Consider the following 16,658-nt stretch of genomic DNA (forward strand, 5'->3'; position numbering starts at 1 on the left):
CTGATATACCGGCAGATCCATGGGAGGATTTGTCGGTTTTCTTTGAGAATGTCGGGTGAAAAGCCTAGTGAAATATGGTATAATGAATGAAGAAAAGCTAGATGAATAGTGGTTCTTCAGATCATCTTCTGAAGAACTTTTTTTCTCTTATAGATCAGAGATCGTTTAGGTGAAATGGTCAAATTTGATGAGAGGACTTAGTTAGGATAAGCATTCGAAAGAAGGGGGAGTAGAGGAGTAGGATATGATGAAACAATCTGGAGTTAGGAATCGATTATTTTGGACGATCCTATTCGTTTTTGTTTATGTTTTAGGAAGTAAAATCACTTTACCCTTTGTAGACCTAGCAAAGGTATTAAATGTGAATGAAAGTGCTGCAAGGGGTCTGGAGTTGACGAGTGCTATCATGGGTGGGAACCTTCGTGGCATGTCCATCTTCGCTCTTGGGCTTTCGCCCTGGATGTCTTCCATGATTTTGTGGCGGTTGTTTACGGTATCTAAACGTCATAACCTGGAGAGGACCAGTTCGGACCTTGTTGAGCGACGAAAGATGTACCTGGCACTTGCTCTGGCTCTTGTTCAATCTCTGGGCATCTCTCTTTATCTCCCCTTACAAACAGATCTGAGCCCCCTTCTAGTTGTCTCGCTCAATGCCTTGATAATGATTGCAGGAACCTTTTTCTTGGTCTGGTTAGCTGATTTAAATACGGCCCTAGGCTTGGGGAATTCTATTGTCATCATGATGTCGGGGATGCTCCTGTACTTGCCAGAGGATGTCTTTGGAACCTTGTCAAAGAGTGGGGGTTCAGCATACAGCCTCCTGTTTCTAGTGCCTCTCTTGTTAGGATTTATTTTCATGGTCGTATGCATCGAGTATGCTCGCTATCGGATCCCTGTGAATAAGCTGGGGATTCATAATAGTTTGAAACCCCACACCTTTTTAGAGGTCAAGCTCAATCCAGCTGGGGGGATGCCCTTTATGTATGCCATGACCTTGGTTTCTATCCCGCAGTATATCTTTTTGCTAGTCCAAGCCATCAATCCCCGTGCGTCATGGGCTGCCAGTATCGCAAAGGTGTTGGTAATAGGAGCGCCAGCGTGGATCCTGCTCTATGGTCTGATGATAGCAATTTTGTCCTTTGCTTTTGCCTTTGTGACGGTCAATGGGGAAGAAATTGCGGACAAGATGATGAAAAACTCAGAGTATATTGATTTCGTTTATCCTGGCGAAGAGACACGTCGGTACATCAATCGAATTGTCTTTCGCTTAACGGTCTTTGGGACACTTTATTTAATTCTGTTTACAGCATTGCCTTTCCTTCTTCTGCTCTGGGATAGAGGACTTTTGCGTTTGGCCATGATTCCAGGGAGTTTTCTCATGTTTGTGGGGATGATGTCGACCATCCGAGAGGAAGTTCGAGCCCTTCGCGTGAACCAAGGCTATACAAGATTGTTTTAGGAGTTGTTATGTATTACTTTATACCAGCCTGGTATGGCAGTGAGCGGATTTGGCACAGTAGGATGACGCCTTGGTATTGGACGCAAGCTACGATTGAATTTGATGAGACTATTCACCAGCTTCGGGTCTTCCAGGAAGCGGGAGTGGAGCGGAAATTAGTGATTCCGCACTATTGCCCGCAATTGCGTTACGACCTCCATCGGCAAGATTTGTTAGAAACAGACTATCTGTCGATTTTTGATCACATTCAGGGGATTTCCCCTCATCAAGAGATGCTCCCGATTCAGGTCGAGGATTTGGAATGGCCTGCTCACACAAGCTTTACTTATACGCCTTTTCAAATAGTGGCGTTCTGTCGCGGTCAGGAGATTGCTAGTATCGATCTGGGGGTAGACGGGAATATCCTCTCAGTGAGACGGGTAAAGGATAAGGAAACGGTTTATGTGCAGTATCTGGATGACCGAGGCTTTATTTCCAGTCTTATTTACTACAAAGAGGGACGTCCCTATTTCCAAGACTATCTAACCCCCGAAGGTGACTGGGTCTTGAGAGAGTTGTTGACAGATGCTAGCCACATGGTCTTGATCAATGAAGCTTTTCAGAAGCAGTTCAAACGAGAAACCTATCCGGACATGGGAGAAGTGGTTGCTGAAAAAATGAAAGCCAACCTAGGAGACCTGGTTCCGGATCAAGATCGTCTGGTGATCGCGGCCCATCCAGCCAATCTACCCTTTGTCCAACAAGTGGGACTAGGTGTTTCAAAGGTTCTTTCTTTTTATGGGCAACGCCAGCCGTTATCTCAAGAAGATTCGTCGCTTCATTTTTCTTTAAAAGAGGTTAACTTGGTGATAACAGATAGTGAAAAAACGAAACAGGACTTGCTTGGTCTTGCTCCAAGTCTTGCTTCTAAGATCCATCGCCTGACGTCCTTTGATTCACGGCTGAGATTGGGAAGCAGTCAGGAGAAGAAAGAGTCGAAAATCTTTTTCCACCTGGATGAAAAGGACCTCCCCTCTCAATCCGTTTTACAGAAAATGTTTGAAATCTTAGCGAAAAATCCCTTATTTGAGGTCGTTTTCTCGATTTACAATGCTTCTGATGAAGCCGTAGCGGCACTAGATCATCAGTTAGAAGACTTGGCTAGCAAGATGGGGATAGCTTCTCTAGGCGTTCAGGTTGATTCTCGAGAACTGGGAGAAAACCACCTCCTCGAAGATGCCTCTCTCTTTGAAAAGAAGCTAGATCGTTATAAGGTTCGAAATTTCTTTAACGAGAATGATATCATCAAAGAATTAGAACAGACTCGCTTAATAGTAGACGTAAGTGAGGAACCCGATCTGTATACACAAATTGCAGGCATTTCGGCAGGAATTCCTCAGATCAATCGTACCCATACGGAGTATGTAGATCATTTAAAAAATGGATATGTCTTGGGTGAGATGGAGGAAGAGCTAGAAAAAGCGATAGACTATTTCCTTAGAGATCTGAAACCGTGGAATGAAGCGCTGATTTATTCTGTCGAAAAGATCCAAGAATACACAGGCCAGCGCTTGATCGCCAAATGGGAAGGATGGATGAAAGACTAGGATGGACAGGAAGTTGGAAACAGGCCATATTCTTCAAATTGGACCTACAAATTGGCAGGAAGAAGTGACAATTCCAGAAGGTCTGAACTGGCATTATTTTTCTATCCAACCCCCTCTACAGATAGAGGACTATATGACAGAGCAAGGTATCAAGCAGTTTCAGGCCTTGGTGCTGGATCATCCTGAGAGGTTATTGAGCTTCAAAGAGGAGCTGGGTCTCTTTCAGCCCTACACTGTATTTTATGATGAAGTATATGATCAAGAGTCATTTACAGAAGAATTGGATTATTTGATGCAACTGGTTCAGGCTAAGGCTTGGGATTTTTCCGATAAGGCTCCCTTTCTCTATCAACTCCATCGTTTCCTTTATGACGGCCAGTATGGGGATGCCTTTAGTGTCAGAGAGTTACGAGTTAGAGCTGACTTTGCAGGCAGTCAAACGGTCAGAGGGAAACACTTTTTGGAGTTAGAGGGTTCATATGGAGAAGAATATACCCCCATCGCCCAGTGGATCAACACCTATTCGTATGATGGGGTCATTCCTACGGATCTATGGCTAGAGTACGAGAAAACGCCGGACTGCCAGATCCAGTTGCGGGTCCAATTTTTCCAGAGTGGGACCTTGGGATCTTTAGCGAAGGAGCTTGTCTATTCAGAAGCAGACTTGGAAAGGCCGGTTCTGATTGATGAGCCTGATCGTTATTACCTATCCTTTTCACTAGAAGCGAAGGGCCAAGGGCGACTCATGATCGGTGCTTTGCACAAGCGCTTCTCTCATGGTCCTTTTGGAGAAATTGCTCTTGGTTCACAGACTCTCAGAGACAGCAAGCGTCAGGAAATTTTTGCTTATTTCCATCCAGGAGACCTGAAGCCACCACTGAATGTCTATTTCTCCGGTTATCGTCCTGCAGAGGGCTTTGAAGGCTTTGCCATGATGAAAAATATGGGAGCGCCCTTTATTCTCTTTTCGGATCCACGTCTAGAGGGGGGATGCTTCTATCTAGGCTCTCCAGAGTTGGAAAAGAAGATTCAGGATTTTATCGATCACCATCTTCAATCCTTAGGATTTGGTCCCAAAGAATTGAACTTTTCAGGTCTATCGATGGGCACTTATGGAGCTCTCTACTATGGAGCCTCTTACTCACCTCATGCGATCTTGGTTGGGAAACCGATTGTCAACCTTGGGGATGTAGCTGCCAATCTGAAGTTTAAACGGCCAGATGAATTTGGAACCTCGCTCGATATGATGCAATTGCTTCTTGGTCGAGTGTCAAGTGAAGGGATAGAGGCCTTGAACAAGCGTTTTTGGGATCGATTCCATCAGGCAGAGTTAAAGGATACCCTCTTAGCCTTGGCTTATATGAGGGACGATGACTACGACCAGAAGGCTTATTCGGATATTTTAGAAGCTCTTTATCACCAGCCTATTCGGATCATTAGTTCAAGTCGCCCGGGTCGCCACAATGATGCAACGGAGTCTATCATCGAGTGGTTCTTGACCCAATACAAAGAAATCATGGAAAGAGATTTTGGAAGAAGTGGATGATTAGGATGAGAAAGCAAAAAGATCGTCACCTTTATTGGGGGCCGATCTCTTCAGTTGATTATTTATGGGGGTCTGTGATAGAAAGATTAGCAGAAGATCAGATTCGATTTACGAATCCTTTGATGCCTTCTGGTCAAGTCTTAAAAAGTTGGAAATCCCTCACAAGCTATGGGGAGGATCGGATGCCACCCAGTCTGCCACTTTTACAGAGAGGCCGGACCTATGTAGTTGAAGTTCAGATGACTTCTAGGCCTGCTCATACGGTTATGCTAGAAGTTGTTTGCCAGGATCGTTTTGGTAAGATAGTGGACCGGCAGGTCAGTACAGAAGGGCAAGTTAAGTTGGTATATCCAGAGCAAGCTTATTCTTACCAAGTGCGTCTCCTCAGTGCAGGGATGCAAGAGTTTACCTTTCGCTATTTCACAATTTCACCGATTTCGTCTGAATAATGAGGTATTCTGATATAGATCAAGCAGATGGATAGTAAATGAGGACCCAGTGGATTCTATAAAATTGAAAAAAATAAAAAAGATCTTAAATGAGGTGAATAGCTGGAAAGATCGGATGTCCCAGTTGACAGACCAGCAGTTACAAGAAAAGACAGAGGAATTCCGCCGTCGTTTCCGACAAGGAGAGTCACTAGACGATTTGCTAGCAGAAGCTTATGCAGTCGTGAGAGAAGTCTCTCAGAGAGTCTTGGGGATGTTTCCTTACGATGTTCAAGTCATGGGAGCGATCGTCCTCCACCAAGGAAATATTGCAGAGATGGAAACCGGGGAAGGAAAGACCCTAACGGCAACCATGCCCGCCTACCTGAATGCAATAGAAGGGAAGGGGGTTATGGTGATTACCCCCAATACTTACCTGGCAACTCGTGATGCGGAAGAAATGGGTAAGATTTATCGTTTTCTAGGTTTGACAGTCGGAGTTCCACTTCAAGATACTGAGGGCGAACTCTCCCCAGCTAAGAAGCGGTCGCTCTATCAATCTGACATTGTTTATACCACCAATAGCAGCTTGGGCTTTGATTATCTTTCAGAAAATTTAACCGCCTCACTTGATGGCCAATTCCTGGCAAATTTGAACTATGCGATTGTAGATGAAATCGATTCTATCTTATTGGATAGTGCTCAGACACCCTTAGTGATTTCGGGCTCTCCTCGTGTGCAGTCCAATCTATATGGGATTGTAGACACCTTGATCCGAACCTTCAAAGAAGGAGAAGAATACAAGGCTGATGGGGACAAGAAACAGGTGTGGTTGACCCCAAAAGGTGTAAAAGCAGCCGAGGCTTTTCTATCCCTGCAGCATTTGTATGATCCTGAGCACCGTGATCTTGTCCGCCATATTAGTCTGGCTTTACAAGCACATCAACACTATAAAAGGGACAAGGACTATGTCGTCCGTTCGAATAAAAAAGGAGAACAGGAGCTTGTCCTTTTGGATCAAGCAACGGGGCGTCTTATGGAATTGACTCGTCTTCAAGGGGGACTTCATCAGGCTCTTGAAGCTAAGGAAGGACTTTCCTTGACACCAGAGACACGGGCCATGGCTTCGATTACTTACCAAAATTTATTCAAGATGTTTCAAAAACTTGGCGGTATGACGGGAACCGGGAAGGTTGCAGAAGCTGAATTTTTGGAGACCTATGCCATGTCAGTGATTCAGATCCCAACCAATCGAAAACGGATTAGGCAGGATCTTCCAGATGAGATATACCAGACCTTGCCAGAAAAAGTCTATGCTTCTATGGCCTACATCAAAGAAGTATATGCAAAGGGAAACCCGATTTTGATCTTTGCCGGTTCAGTTGAGATGTCTGTCTTGTATTCAAACCTTCTCCTTCGTGAAGGAATTCCCCATAATCTGTTGAATGCCAATAAGGCTTCTCGTGAAGCGCAGATTATTGCTGAATCTGGTCAAAAAGGTGCAGTGACCGTTGCGACCTCGATGGCAGGTCGGGGGACAGATATCAAATTAGGGCAGGGTGTAGCTGCCTTAGGTGGCTTGCTTGTCGTCGGGACGGAGCGGATGATGAATCGCCGGATAGATCTCCAGATTCGAGGACGATCAGGACGTCAAGGAGATCCTGGAAAAACCAAGTTTTTTGTCTCTCTGGAGGATGATTTAATCAAACACTGGGGGCCAAACTGGATCCAAGATAGGTATCAAGATTACGACGTAGAGGATCGACTTCGAAAAGCCAAACCTCTAACCCGGAGGAAATACCAACGCATCGTCGCTCAAGCTCAGGATGCGAGTGAAAGTGCTGCGCAAGCTAGTCGTCGCTTGACCTTGGAGTTCGCAGAGAGTATGAACATTCAACGCGATTTGGTTTATAAGGAACGGGATCGGTTGATCAGGCTGGACAGACGTTTGGATGGACTGATCGAGAAAATTGCTCGGGAAGTGTTTGCCCAAGTGGCTAAAAATAAGAAGTATCAAGACCCGATTGCCTTCTATCACTATATTTTAGATCATATCAGTTATCAGGTTAATCCTGCTCAGATTCATCAAGCCTTTCCTTCCAAGCAGGCAAAAGAGGATTTCCTCTGGGAGCTAGCCCGCTCGGAGTTGCTTGCTAAATATCAAAGGCTGGAATCCGATGAGGTAATTGCTCAGTTTCAACGGATGGTGCTCTTAAAAGCTATTGATGAAAATTGGGTGGAACAAGTGGATTATTTGCAACAATTACGTGTGGCCTTGTCTGGTCAATACGCCAGTCAAAAGAATCCACTGGTAGAATTTTACCAAGAAGCCTCTTTATCTTTTGATCGGATGAAGGCTTTGGCAAAAGAGCAGATGGTTCGCAATCTCTTACTCAGTCGAGTAGAAATCAATACAAAAGGGGAAATTGTCCTGTATTTCCCATAAAAGAGGATTTATGACAGTATACAATATCAATCTTGGGATTGGATGGGCCAGTAGTGGCGTCGAGTATGCACAAGCCTATCGGGCCAAGTTGCTAAGACAGATCCAAGAACCTGCAAAATTTATTTTTATGGATATGATATTAGCAGACAATATTCAACACCTAACAGAGAATATTGGATTTAAAGACCATGAAATCATATGGTTCTACACCCATTTTACGGATATCAAAATTGCGCCAACCACTTATACGGTGGATCAAGTCCTGGCTGGGTTCGCTGGGAAGCCAACGCGAGAAGAGACCACGGGGAAGGTGAAGCGCTATTTCTATGAAGACCAAGACAGTTTTTTGACCTGCTATCTTCGGGACGAAAAGAGTCCTTATGTAGAGCGCTGTGAGTATGTTTCCAGAGGGATTCTAGTCAGAAAAGACTATTTTTCCTATACTCGCTACTCTACAGAGTACTTTATCCCCAAAAATAATCAAGCCAACTTGATTGAACGACGTTTCTACAATGAAGATGGAAGTGTGGCCTATCGGATGCAGTTGGCAGATGGTCAGGAGATTTACCGTTTTCCAGATCGTTATCTCTTCGGTCGGCAGGAATTGATTCGCTACTTTATGCAAAGTCTCAACTTGACCAAACAAGATCTGGTGATTTTGGATCGGGAGACTGACATCGGCCAACCTATTTTTGAAGAGGCCCAAAAAGCTCGTCTAGGAGTCGTGGTCCATGCGGAGCACTATAGTGTCAATCATACCGATGATCAATATATTTTGTGGAACAATTATTACGATTACCAATTTACTAATGCGGACAAGGTGGACTTCTTTATTGTCGCAACCGATCGCCAAAAGGAAGTTTTATCAGCGCAGTTCGCCAAATATACCCCCCATGCTCCTGTTATTTACACCATTCCGGTAGGAAGTCTCGCCAGTCTACCGCAAAACGACTCTCGTAAACCTTTTTCTCTGATGACTGCTTCGCGTCTGGCGACAGAAAAACACATCGACTGGTTAGTTCGAGCAGTTGTCGAAGCAAAAAAAGAGCTACCGTCCCTTTCTTTTGATATTTATGGAAAAGGCGGAGAGGAAGGTAAGTTGCAATCACTGATTGAAGAGTTAGGAGCGACGGACTATATCCAGCTCAAAGGCCATAGGGACTTGACCGATATTTACAAAGATTATGAAGTCTACCTTTCGGCTTCTACCAGTGAAGGCTTTGGCCTGACCTTGATGGAGGCGATTGGTTCTGGTCTTCCGATCATTGGCTTTGATGTGCCTTATGGCAATCAGAACTTTGTTAGAGATGGGGAAAATGGCTACCTGCTTCCGACTGAACCAGACCAGGTTGTGGACAGGATAGCGAGGTCCTTTGCTGAAATGATCTGCTTGCTATACCAGAGCCAAAAGATGCCATCCATGCGTCAAGCATCTTATGCGCGTGCAGAAGATTTTCTAACCAGTAAGGTTGAAAAAGCTTGGTCTCAATTGATTGAGGAGGTGACCCATGCTGAACGTATTTGATCGGTTTTCGCGTGAAAGCCAAGATCTGCTCTATTCTTTACAAAGAGCAGGTTACACGCATCCAACGATCGTCTTGGAACCGAATGGCTTTTTACCTGATGGAGTAGAGTCGCCCTTTCTTTACTTTTTAGGTCAACCGACAGGTGAAAAACGGGGGCGTTTCTTTAACGAAATTTTAGTCCCTGATTTTTGGGAAATCACTGGTGATGCATCTGGTGGACGGATTTCCTACTACGGCCAAGAAAAAGCACGCATCTATTACCAAGATGCTACTCATAAACGAATCGTCGAACGGGTAGAGTGGTTCCATCAAGAGGGACAAGTAAGCACAGTGGATCACTATGATCAGTACGGTCGAAAAATAGCGGTGACCACTTGTGATGGCCAGGGCAATCCCTTGTTAACCACCTACTTTGAAGAAGAGATGGAACGCCTAACAGAAAATCATCAAACAGGTGATCTGATTTTGACGCTGGATCATGAGCCCATGCGGATTTTCAAAAATCGACTAGCTTTCTACGTCTTTTATGTCCAATACCGAGGATTTGCTCTAGATCAAGTGCTCTTTAATACGCTGGCTCAGTCTTTTGCTTTGAGTTTGCAACTTGGCAAAATGGGACTGGTAGGCCGGGATGTCTTGGTTTGGCAAGAGCCATTACAGGATAGTCTGCCAGGCAATATGCAACTGATCCTCAATAGTCCAGAGATACGGACGAAGAAGATTTTCATCCCTCAAAGGGAGACCTATCGCCGTGCCCTAGAGTTGGTATCACCAGAGCAAAAGGATTGTTTTGCCCCTCTTGGTTATATCTATGATTTTGCTGTCAAAGACGATATTCGCAAGGATGCTTTTGTATTAACAAATTCAGATCAGATTGAAGCCTTGCCTTATTTGTTAGAGCACTTACCGGATGTGACCTTCCGAATTGCTGCTGTGACAGAAATGTCACCGGAACTCATGTCTCTGGTCCGCTACCCCAATTTGGTCTTGTATCAGAATATTAGCCAGAAACGGATCAAGGAGCTTCTTCACCAGTCCAGTATCTATCTAGATATCAATCATTTTGGGGAGGTACAGGGCATTGTTCGTAAGGCCTTTGAGCACCAACAGCTGATCCTAGGCTTTGAGCAGACCTTACATGACCCGCCTTATCTTGCTCAAGAAAATGTCTTTAGGCAAGGAGAAAAAGACGAACTCGTGGCACGCATCAAAGAAGTTTATCAATCAATAGAGAACTACCGACACGCAGTTTCAAATCAAATTGCTCAATCTAACGCAATCGAACAGGAAGAGTTCCGTTCGAGATTCCAGGAAGGGATAGGTAATAGAGATGCCTGATCAGAAGAAGGACTTGTTCTATAAAGAAGTAGAAGGACGGATGAATGCGCTGAAGCGACGATCCGCAGAAAAAGAAAAAGCAACGCGCTCAGAAAACGTCAACCTGACTTTAAATGTCGTCATCGGCCTCGTTATCTTGTTGGGGGTGCTGCTCACCCTTTTCCGAGTGTTTGGAGGCTAAGATGGAAATGCTATTTGTGGTACTGATTTTTCTTCTATCGATTAGTCTAATCTTGTTGGTGATGTTTCAACCTCGTCAACAACAATCGCTGTCAACAGATGCGACCAGTAACTTAGGGAAGCCAAGCTATTGGCTAGCCCGTCGAGGGATCAAGCTAGCGACGCTGATTGTTAGTGTCCTCTTCTTTTTAACCTTGTTTATCTATCTGCTCCTTTCACGGGTTTAGAAGGGTAGGAAGGACCTTTTTCTTGAAGTAGCGACTTTGAATAGGAGCAGAAGTGGGATCGTCATGTCTCAATCTTTTCTTCCTGGTGATAACTATTTTTTATGGAAGGTATATGAAATATATATTTTTCAAGCTTCCATTTCTATGATAGACTAAGTGTCACCAAGAGAAAAAGAGGTACATTTATGACAACATTCCAGATTCATACAGTTGAGACAGCACCAGAAGAGGTAAAAGAGGTTCTTGAAACCGTCCAAAAAGATAATAACGGCTACATTCCGAATCTCATCGGTCTTTTAGCAAATGCACCGACAGCTTTGGAAGCTTATCGTACAGTCGGTGCGATTAACCGCCGCAACAGTTTGACACCAGTTGAACGTGAAGTGGTCCAAATCACTGCAGCGGTGACCAATGGTTGTGCCTTCTGTGTGGCAGGTCATACAGCCTTTTCGATCAAGCAAATCCAAATGAACGATGACCTTCTTCAAGCCCTTCGCAATCGTACTCCAATCGAAACTGATCCGAAGTTGGACACCTTGGCTAAATTCACCCTAGCAGTGATCAATACCAAGGGGCGCGTTGGAGATGAAGCCTTAGCTGAATTTTTGGAAGCAGGTTATAGTCACCAAAATGCTTTGGATGTGGTGCTAGGTGTGAGTCTAGCTAGCCTCTGTAACTATGCCAATAACCTAGCCAACACACCCATCAACCCAGAATTGCAACCCTACGCGTAACCAAAAAAGCTTGTGCGTGACATGATGGAGTTGAGCTTAACAATAAGGAAATGAGAAGTAGCTTTTATACCTACTTCTTTTTTTGATATGCTTCCTTCTCTTTTATGGTATACTGAAAGCGATAAAATGATTGGAGATCAAGATGAAAAAGATTCCTTTAGCATTTTCAGGCTGCCTGTTAGGTTTAGCAGGGGCTGGAAACCTTCTGTCTGATACCTTCCCAGTTCTGGCTCATTTCTTCAGTTTGACGGGTTTGATCCTATGGGTTTTCTTTTTATGTCACCATCTGATTTACTGGTCAGAAACCAAGATCGAACTACAAGAGCCGGCCCTTCTATCTGGGATGGCGACCTTCCCCATGGCTGGGATGATTCTATCGACTTATCTCTTACGACTCTTTCCGACATTTGGAGGACTCGCCCAGGCAGTTTGGTGGACTGCTTTCCTCTTAGATTGTGGCTTGATCTTCTACTTTACCAAGACCCATATATTGGCAAAACCGAGAGCCAATGCCACCCCTAGTTGGACCGTTCTTTATGTGGGGATTGCTGTTGCTGCCTTGACCTACCCAGTGGTAGGGGTGGTTGAGCTAGCCTATCTGACTCTCGGATTTGGCTTTGTCTTAACCTTGATTCTTTACCCACTAATCTATCAGGGGTTGAAAACCAGCCCTTTACCGAGCCACTTATTAGGGCAAGAAGGCATCTATTGTGCCCCCTTTTCTCTTCTGTTAGCGGCCCTGGTTCGTGTGGGTGGAGCCAGTCTACCTGTTTGGCTGTTATCCATCATGGTCGGACTCTCGCAAGCTTTTTATTTCTTCGTTTTAACGCGTCTGCCTAAAATGTTAGAAGAGGGCTTTCAACCAGCCTTTTCAGCCTTAACCTTCCCAACGGTCATCACAGCTACTTCCCTGAAAATGGCCCAAGGCCTATTGCACAGTTCTCTGTTAAGGCCCCTTGTCTGGTTAGAAACCATTCTGTGTCTAGCCATTCTTGTGTCTGTGCTTGTAGGCTTTGTGACTTACAGAAAAGGGGAGAACGAGTATTCCAATAGAAACTAGAGGTCAGAGACGGTTGTCTCGACCTTTTTTGGTTTACTTTCTAATTGAATCCTAGGAATGATTATGGTAAGATGCAATAAATCATTTTTAATCTCCTTCGAAAGGAATGTATGAAATTTATAAAGACAAAGGCCAAGCTCTTTTATCCACTTTTACTACTGGTTTTCTATATCTTGGTTCGGCCACAATTTCGCGAGTTGGCCAAACTAGTCAGCAACCAAGTCGGCCAAGCCCTTAGCTATTTTTGGACCCTTCTCTTTTTAGAGGCAGGTTATTTGATGCTTGTTTTTTCATTGGTAAAGAAGTATAGTCCACGTACGGTCTTTCAGTGGGCGAAGAAGAAACAATTCCTTCCCGCTATCTACGCAACTATATTCTCCAGCTGTGCCATCTACTGGCTGGACTATTTTCTCAGTGGGTTCACCAAAGGACGTCAAGCTATTTATCACTCTTTTCCGGTAACCTTGGAAGCCTTAGGCTCTCTCATCCTTTTTGTCCTAGTGGTCATCATCCGACCGATGACCGTGGAATTGATCTTTCGTGGAGCACTCGTCCAAGCCTATTTTAAAAAATGGCCCTTCTATGCAAGTGTATGGGCGCCAGCTCTTATCTATAGTGGACTTCAATTACTTCACCATCCTTTTACTGTTTTGAGTTTTTTGATCTATACCATCCCCGCCCTGATGTTTGGATTATTGAATGAAAAGACGGGCTCCTTGTATTATCCTATCCTTGCTCATATCGGGCTGAACTTCATTTATAGCTTACCCATCATCTTATCAACCATCCAGCATCTCTTCTCCTAGTCGTTGTGACGGCACTGGTGGAGGCTTCAAACCAAGGGCCAGAAGGTCGTTGGTTTTTTTTGAAATTATGGTATAATAGAATAAATTTAAAAGAGGGAGTGGGAGTTTGAGAAAAAGCTATCGTGTCAAGCGAGAAAAAGATTTCAATGCCATTTTTAAAAGCGGCAAGAATTGTGCAAATAGAAAATTTGTCATCTACCGTTTGCCACAAGAGCAGCCCCATTTCCGTGTCGGCTTATCCGTGAGTAAAAAACTAGGAAATGCTGTGACACGCAACCGAATCAAGCGCTTGATTCGTCATGTTTTAATGAAGCACCAGGATCATCTTGTGGCAGATGATTTTGTTGTGATTGCTCGAAAGGGAGTTGAAGAACTGGATTTTGATCAGGTCGAAAAAAATCTAGTCCATGTATTAAAATTAGCGCAAGTCTATCGTCAGGAAAGGTAATTACGTGAAAAAGAAACTAAAAGTAGCTAGCTTACTCGGAGGGGCCCTCCTTTTATTAACAGCCTGTGGAACGTCTGAAGTGACTTCCCAATCATCAGGAGTTTGGGAAAAATTCGTTTACTTCTTTGCAGAAGTCATTCGTTTCCTTTCTATTGGGGGAAACATCGGAGTCGGGATTATCCTCTTCACTCTCTTGATTCGGACCATTCTCTTGCCAGTTTTCCAATACCAAATGACCTCCTCGCGCAAAATGCAGGAGATTCAGCCACTTGTAAAAGAAATCCAGGCCAAGTATCCTGGGAAGGATTTGGAAAGCCGCACTCGCATGTCAGAAGAAATGCGGGCCCTCTACAAAGAAAAAGGTGTCAAGACTTCCTCTGCCTTCTTGCCATTGCTTGTACAAATGCCAGTCTTGATGGCCTTGTTCCAAGCCTTGAGTCGGGTAGAATTCCTAAAAGTCGGTCATTTTCTTTGGTTGGATATGAGCGCAACAGACCCAACCTTTATTTTGCCAGTTTTGGCAGCCGTCTTCACCTTCTTTAGCACCTGGTTGAGCAACAAAGCCATGCCAGAAAAAAATGGTGGAATGACAGCCATGATGTATGCGATGCCCGTGATGATTTTCTTCTTCGCTATGTACTCAGCCAGCGGGGTTGCTCTCTACTGGGTAGTTTCCAATGCTTACCAAGTTGGGCAAACTTACCTATTGAACAATCCATTTAAGATTATTGCGGCGCGTGAAGCAGAGCAACAGGCAATCAAAGATCTAGAAAAACAAAAACGACGTGCATTTAACAAAGCACAGAAAAAGAAAAACTAAGAAGGAGTTTGACAGATGGTCCAATATACAGGAGTCAATGTTGAAGAAGCCATTCAAAATGGTTTGAAAGAATTAGATATCCCGCGCATGAAAGCACATATTACTGTCGTTTCTCGTGAAAAGAAAGGGTTCCTCGGTCTCTTTGGTAAGAAGCCAGCTGTGGTAGACATCGAACCAATTGCAGAAACTACAGTGACAAAAGCCAATCAACAAGCTGTTAAGGGAGTTCCTGAGGAAATTAATGCTCAAAACGAACCTGTCAAGAGTGTCAGTGAAGAGACTGTTGATTTGGGGCGTGTGGTAGCAGCGATTAAGAAAGTTGAAGAAGAAGGCCAAGAAGTTTCTGAAGAAGTGAAGGCTGAGATTCTCAAACATGAGAAGGCTCCTGAAACCATTCTTGAAGAACAAGGTCATGGAGAGATTCTCGATTCAAGTCTTAACGAAGCTGAGTCACGCCAAACGTCTGATTTTGCTGGCTTGGGCATTGAAGTAGAAGAAAGCTATGACATTGAAAAGGTTGTCTCTGATGTCACTTCCTATGTTCAAACTGTTATTGATGAAATGGATGTCGAAGCTAGCATCTCAAGCAGCTACAATCGTCGCACTATCAATATGCAGATTGATACCAATGAGCCAGGTCGTGTCATTGGCTACCACGGGAAAGTTCTCAAGGCCCTTCAATTGTTGGCACAGAACTACCTTTACAATCAGTATTCTAAGAATTTCTACATTGCGATCAACGTTAATGATTATGTTGAACACCGTGCAGAAGTCCTTCAAAGCTATGCGCAAAAATTGGCAAGTCGTGCTCTAGAAGAAGGTCGAGCGCAACATACAGATCCAATGTCTAATAGTGAACGCAAGATCATCCACCGCATCGTATCGAAAATGGATGGAGTCACCAGCTATTCTGAAGGAGAAGAACCAAATCGTTACGTTGTCGTCGATATTGAAGGTTAATCTGCCGTCTAAAAAGGAAAATTTCAAAAGGGAGAGAGGGGTGTAAGCTTGCTCTCTCCTTTTCTATTTGGGAAAGGAAGACAAAAATGTATAGTAAGATGAGAGACTTTTTGAATTGTCAGGGGATCAAGTACCTAGCCCCTGCTAAAGCTGGTGAGGATGCAGAGCGAATGGTAGAGTATCGCGAGTTAGGGCAAGAAGCTCGGCAGGAATTCACCCACTTGGTCAGCGATTTTCAGAAGCTCTTTCCGCATTTAAAACAAGATCGGACCAGTCAGTGGATGAATCAAGCTCAAATTCTTCGCCCTCATTTTTGGGCTTATCTCCAAGGAGAGGGAGAGATAGCGGATCCGATGTTTGCCTTGCGACTTTATGGAGATGCGAAGGACTTTGGTGTGTCCCTGGAAGTAAGTTTTATCGAACGCAAGAAGGATGAGGAGAGTCTACAAAAGCAGAACCGCGTTTTAACTCTTCCGGTTTTTTCGCCAGTCTATTACTTCGCCCAAATAGAAGGTGTCAGTCAACGATTCCAAGGGACAGAAGCCAATCGCCAGAGACTTCTCAAAGGTGTGGAAACTGGCCAGGTCCGAAAGGTCTTGGTAAAAGTCGATGTCAATCTATCGCAAGCGACGAGTCGAGATGCCATTCTTGAGGAATTAAAAAAAGGAATGGCTAGCTTGCTTCCCTACTATGAAGCGACTCGTCAAAGGATAGAAGGAGATGCCCAATAAAAGCGGTATCATTGAACCTGCCCCAACAAATTTTTCATAGCTATTGACAAACAGACGTGAATCAGATAGAATAGTAAAGTATGTTTAGTAACTGATCACATTATAGCCGGCTAAACGAATACAAAATCTATGAGGAGGTATTCATCGTGAAACGTACTTATCAACCAAGTAAACTTCGTCGTGCGCGCAAACATGGTTTCCGTCACCGTATGGCAACTAAAAACGGTCGTCGCGTATTGGCAGCTCGTCGTCGTAAAGGACGCAAAGTTTTGGCTGCGTAATTCAGATAAAAAACTAAAAACCAGTAGAAACTCGAGACTACTGGTTTTTGTTTTGCCAAAAGTGTATTCAGCTAGGCTTTCT

17 protein-coding genes are annotated in these 16,658 nt (G+C 44.2%); all 17 read left to right on the top strand.

Going from position 1 to position 16,658, the window contains the following annotated elements; translation table 11 throughout:
• Positions 1-244: 244 nt before the first annotated feature.
• The 17 genes from secY2 to rpmH all read left to right on the top strand — a co-directional run bounded on the left by secY2 (position 245) and on the right by rpmH (position 16,576).
• Positions 245-1,459 (top strand): accessory Sec system protein translocase subunit SecY2, encoded by a 1,215-nt coding sequence (secY2, locus tag ADH27_RS03290; protein ID WP_048715673.1) that lies wholly within the window; start codon positions 245-247, stop codon positions 1,457-1,459.
• Positions 1,460-1,467: 8 nt separating this feature from the next.
• Positions 1,468-3,045, top strand: a complete 1,578-nt coding sequence (gene asp1, locus ADH27_RS03295; RefSeq protein ID WP_048715675.1) for an accessory Sec system protein Asp1 — start codon at positions 1,468-1,470, stop codon at positions 3,043-3,045.
• A gap of 1 nt (position 3,046) precedes the next feature.
• Positions 3,047-4,591, top strand: a complete 1,545-nt coding sequence (gene asp2, locus ADH27_RS03300; RefSeq protein ID WP_048715677.1) for an accessory Sec system protein Asp2 — start codon at positions 3,047-3,049, stop codon at positions 4,589-4,591.
• 5 nt (positions 4,592-4,596) lie between these two features.
• A complete protein-coding gene (gene asp3, locus ADH27_RS03305) occupies positions 4,597-5,040 on the top strand; it encodes an accessory Sec system protein Asp3 (RefSeq protein ID WP_239681766.1) in 444 nt (147 codons plus the stop codon).
• Positions 5,041-5,089: 49 nt separating this feature from the next.
• Complete coding sequence (gene secA2 / locus ADH27_RS03310) at positions 5,090-7,465, top strand: accessory Sec system translocase SecA2 (protein ID WP_048715680.1); 2,376 nt, start codon at positions 5,090-5,092, stop codon at positions 7,463-7,465.
• 10 nt (positions 7,466-7,475) lie between these two features.
• Positions 7,476-8,990 carry an accessory Sec system glycosyltransferase GtfA gene (gtfA, locus tag ADH27_RS03315; RefSeq protein WP_048715681.1) on the top strand — a complete coding sequence of 505 codons (1,515 nt, stop codon included), beginning with the start codon at positions 7,476-7,478 and terminating at the stop codon, positions 8,988-8,990.
• Entirely contained in the window at positions 8,974-10,329 is a 1,356-nt protein-coding gene (gene gtfB / locus ADH27_RS03320; RefSeq protein ID WP_048715683.1) for an accessory Sec system glycosylation chaperone GtfB, read from the top strand. The genes gtfA and gtfB overlap by 17 nt, the downstream gene beginning before the upstream one ends.
• Positions 10,322-10,510, top strand: a complete 189-nt coding sequence (gene asp4 / locus ADH27_RS03325; RefSeq protein ID WP_048715685.1) for an accessory Sec system protein Asp4 — start codon at positions 10,322-10,324, stop codon at positions 10,508-10,510. Before gtfB ends, asp4 begins: the two co-directional genes overlap by 8 nt.
• Before the next feature lies 1 nt (position 10,511).
• Entirely contained in the window at positions 10,512-10,736 is a 225-nt protein-coding gene (gene asp5, locus ADH27_RS03330) for an accessory Sec system protein Asp5 (protein ID WP_048715687.1), read from the top strand.
• 185 nt (positions 10,737-10,921) lie between these two features.
• The gene (locus tag ADH27_RS03335) at positions 10,922-11,470 is read left to right on the top strand and encodes a carboxymuconolactone decarboxylase family protein (protein WP_023024535.1); all 549 of its coding nucleotides are present in this window, start codon (positions 10,922-10,924) and stop codon (positions 11,468-11,470) included.
• 142 nt (positions 11,471-11,612) lie between these two features.
• A complete protein-coding gene (locus ADH27_RS03340) occupies positions 11,613-12,530 on the top strand; it encodes a TDT family transporter (RefSeq protein ID WP_048715689.1) in 918 nt (305 codons plus the stop codon).
• 110 nt (positions 12,531-12,640) lie between these two features.
• Positions 12,641-13,336: a CPBP family intramembrane glutamic endopeptidase gene (locus ADH27_RS03345; protein ID WP_048715691.1), complete on the top strand. Its 696-nt coding sequence runs from the start codon at positions 12,641-12,643 to the stop codon at positions 13,334-13,336.
• A 106-nt stretch (positions 13,337-13,442) separates the two neighbouring features.
• A complete protein-coding gene (gene rnpA, locus ADH27_RS03350; RefSeq protein WP_048690882.1) occupies positions 13,443-13,784 on the top strand; it encodes a ribonuclease P protein component in 342 nt (113 codons plus the stop codon).
• 4 nt (positions 13,785-13,788) lie between these two features.
• Positions 13,789-14,604, top strand: coding sequence for a YidC/Oxa1 family membrane protein insertase (locus tag ADH27_RS03355; protein ID WP_048715693.1), 816 nt, complete (start codon positions 13,789-13,791; stop codon positions 14,602-14,604).
• 15 nt (positions 14,605-14,619) lie between these two features.
• Positions 14,620-15,564 carry an RNA-binding cell elongation regulator Jag/EloR gene (gene jag / locus ADH27_RS03360; protein ID WP_048715695.1) on the top strand — a complete coding sequence of 315 codons (945 nt, stop codon included), beginning with the start codon at positions 14,620-14,622 and terminating at the stop codon, positions 15,562-15,564.
• Positions 15,565-15,650: 86 nt separating this feature from the next.
• Entirely contained in the window at positions 15,651-16,295 is a 645-nt protein-coding gene (locus tag ADH27_RS03365) for a hypothetical protein (protein ID WP_048715697.1), read from the top strand.
• Between the two features lie 146 nt (positions 16,296-16,441).
• Entirely contained in the window at positions 16,442-16,576 is a 135-nt protein-coding gene (rpmH, locus tag ADH27_RS03370) for a 50S ribosomal protein L34 (protein ID WP_003003086.1), read from the top strand.
• Positions 16,577-16,658: the final 82 nt, after the last annotated feature.

Origin of the sequence: Streptococcus sp. 343_SSPC, assembly GCF_001072385.1 — a bacterium.
In the GTDB taxonomy this organism is placed as follows: domain Bacteria; phylum Bacillota; class Bacilli; order Lactobacillales; family Streptococcaceae; genus Streptococcus.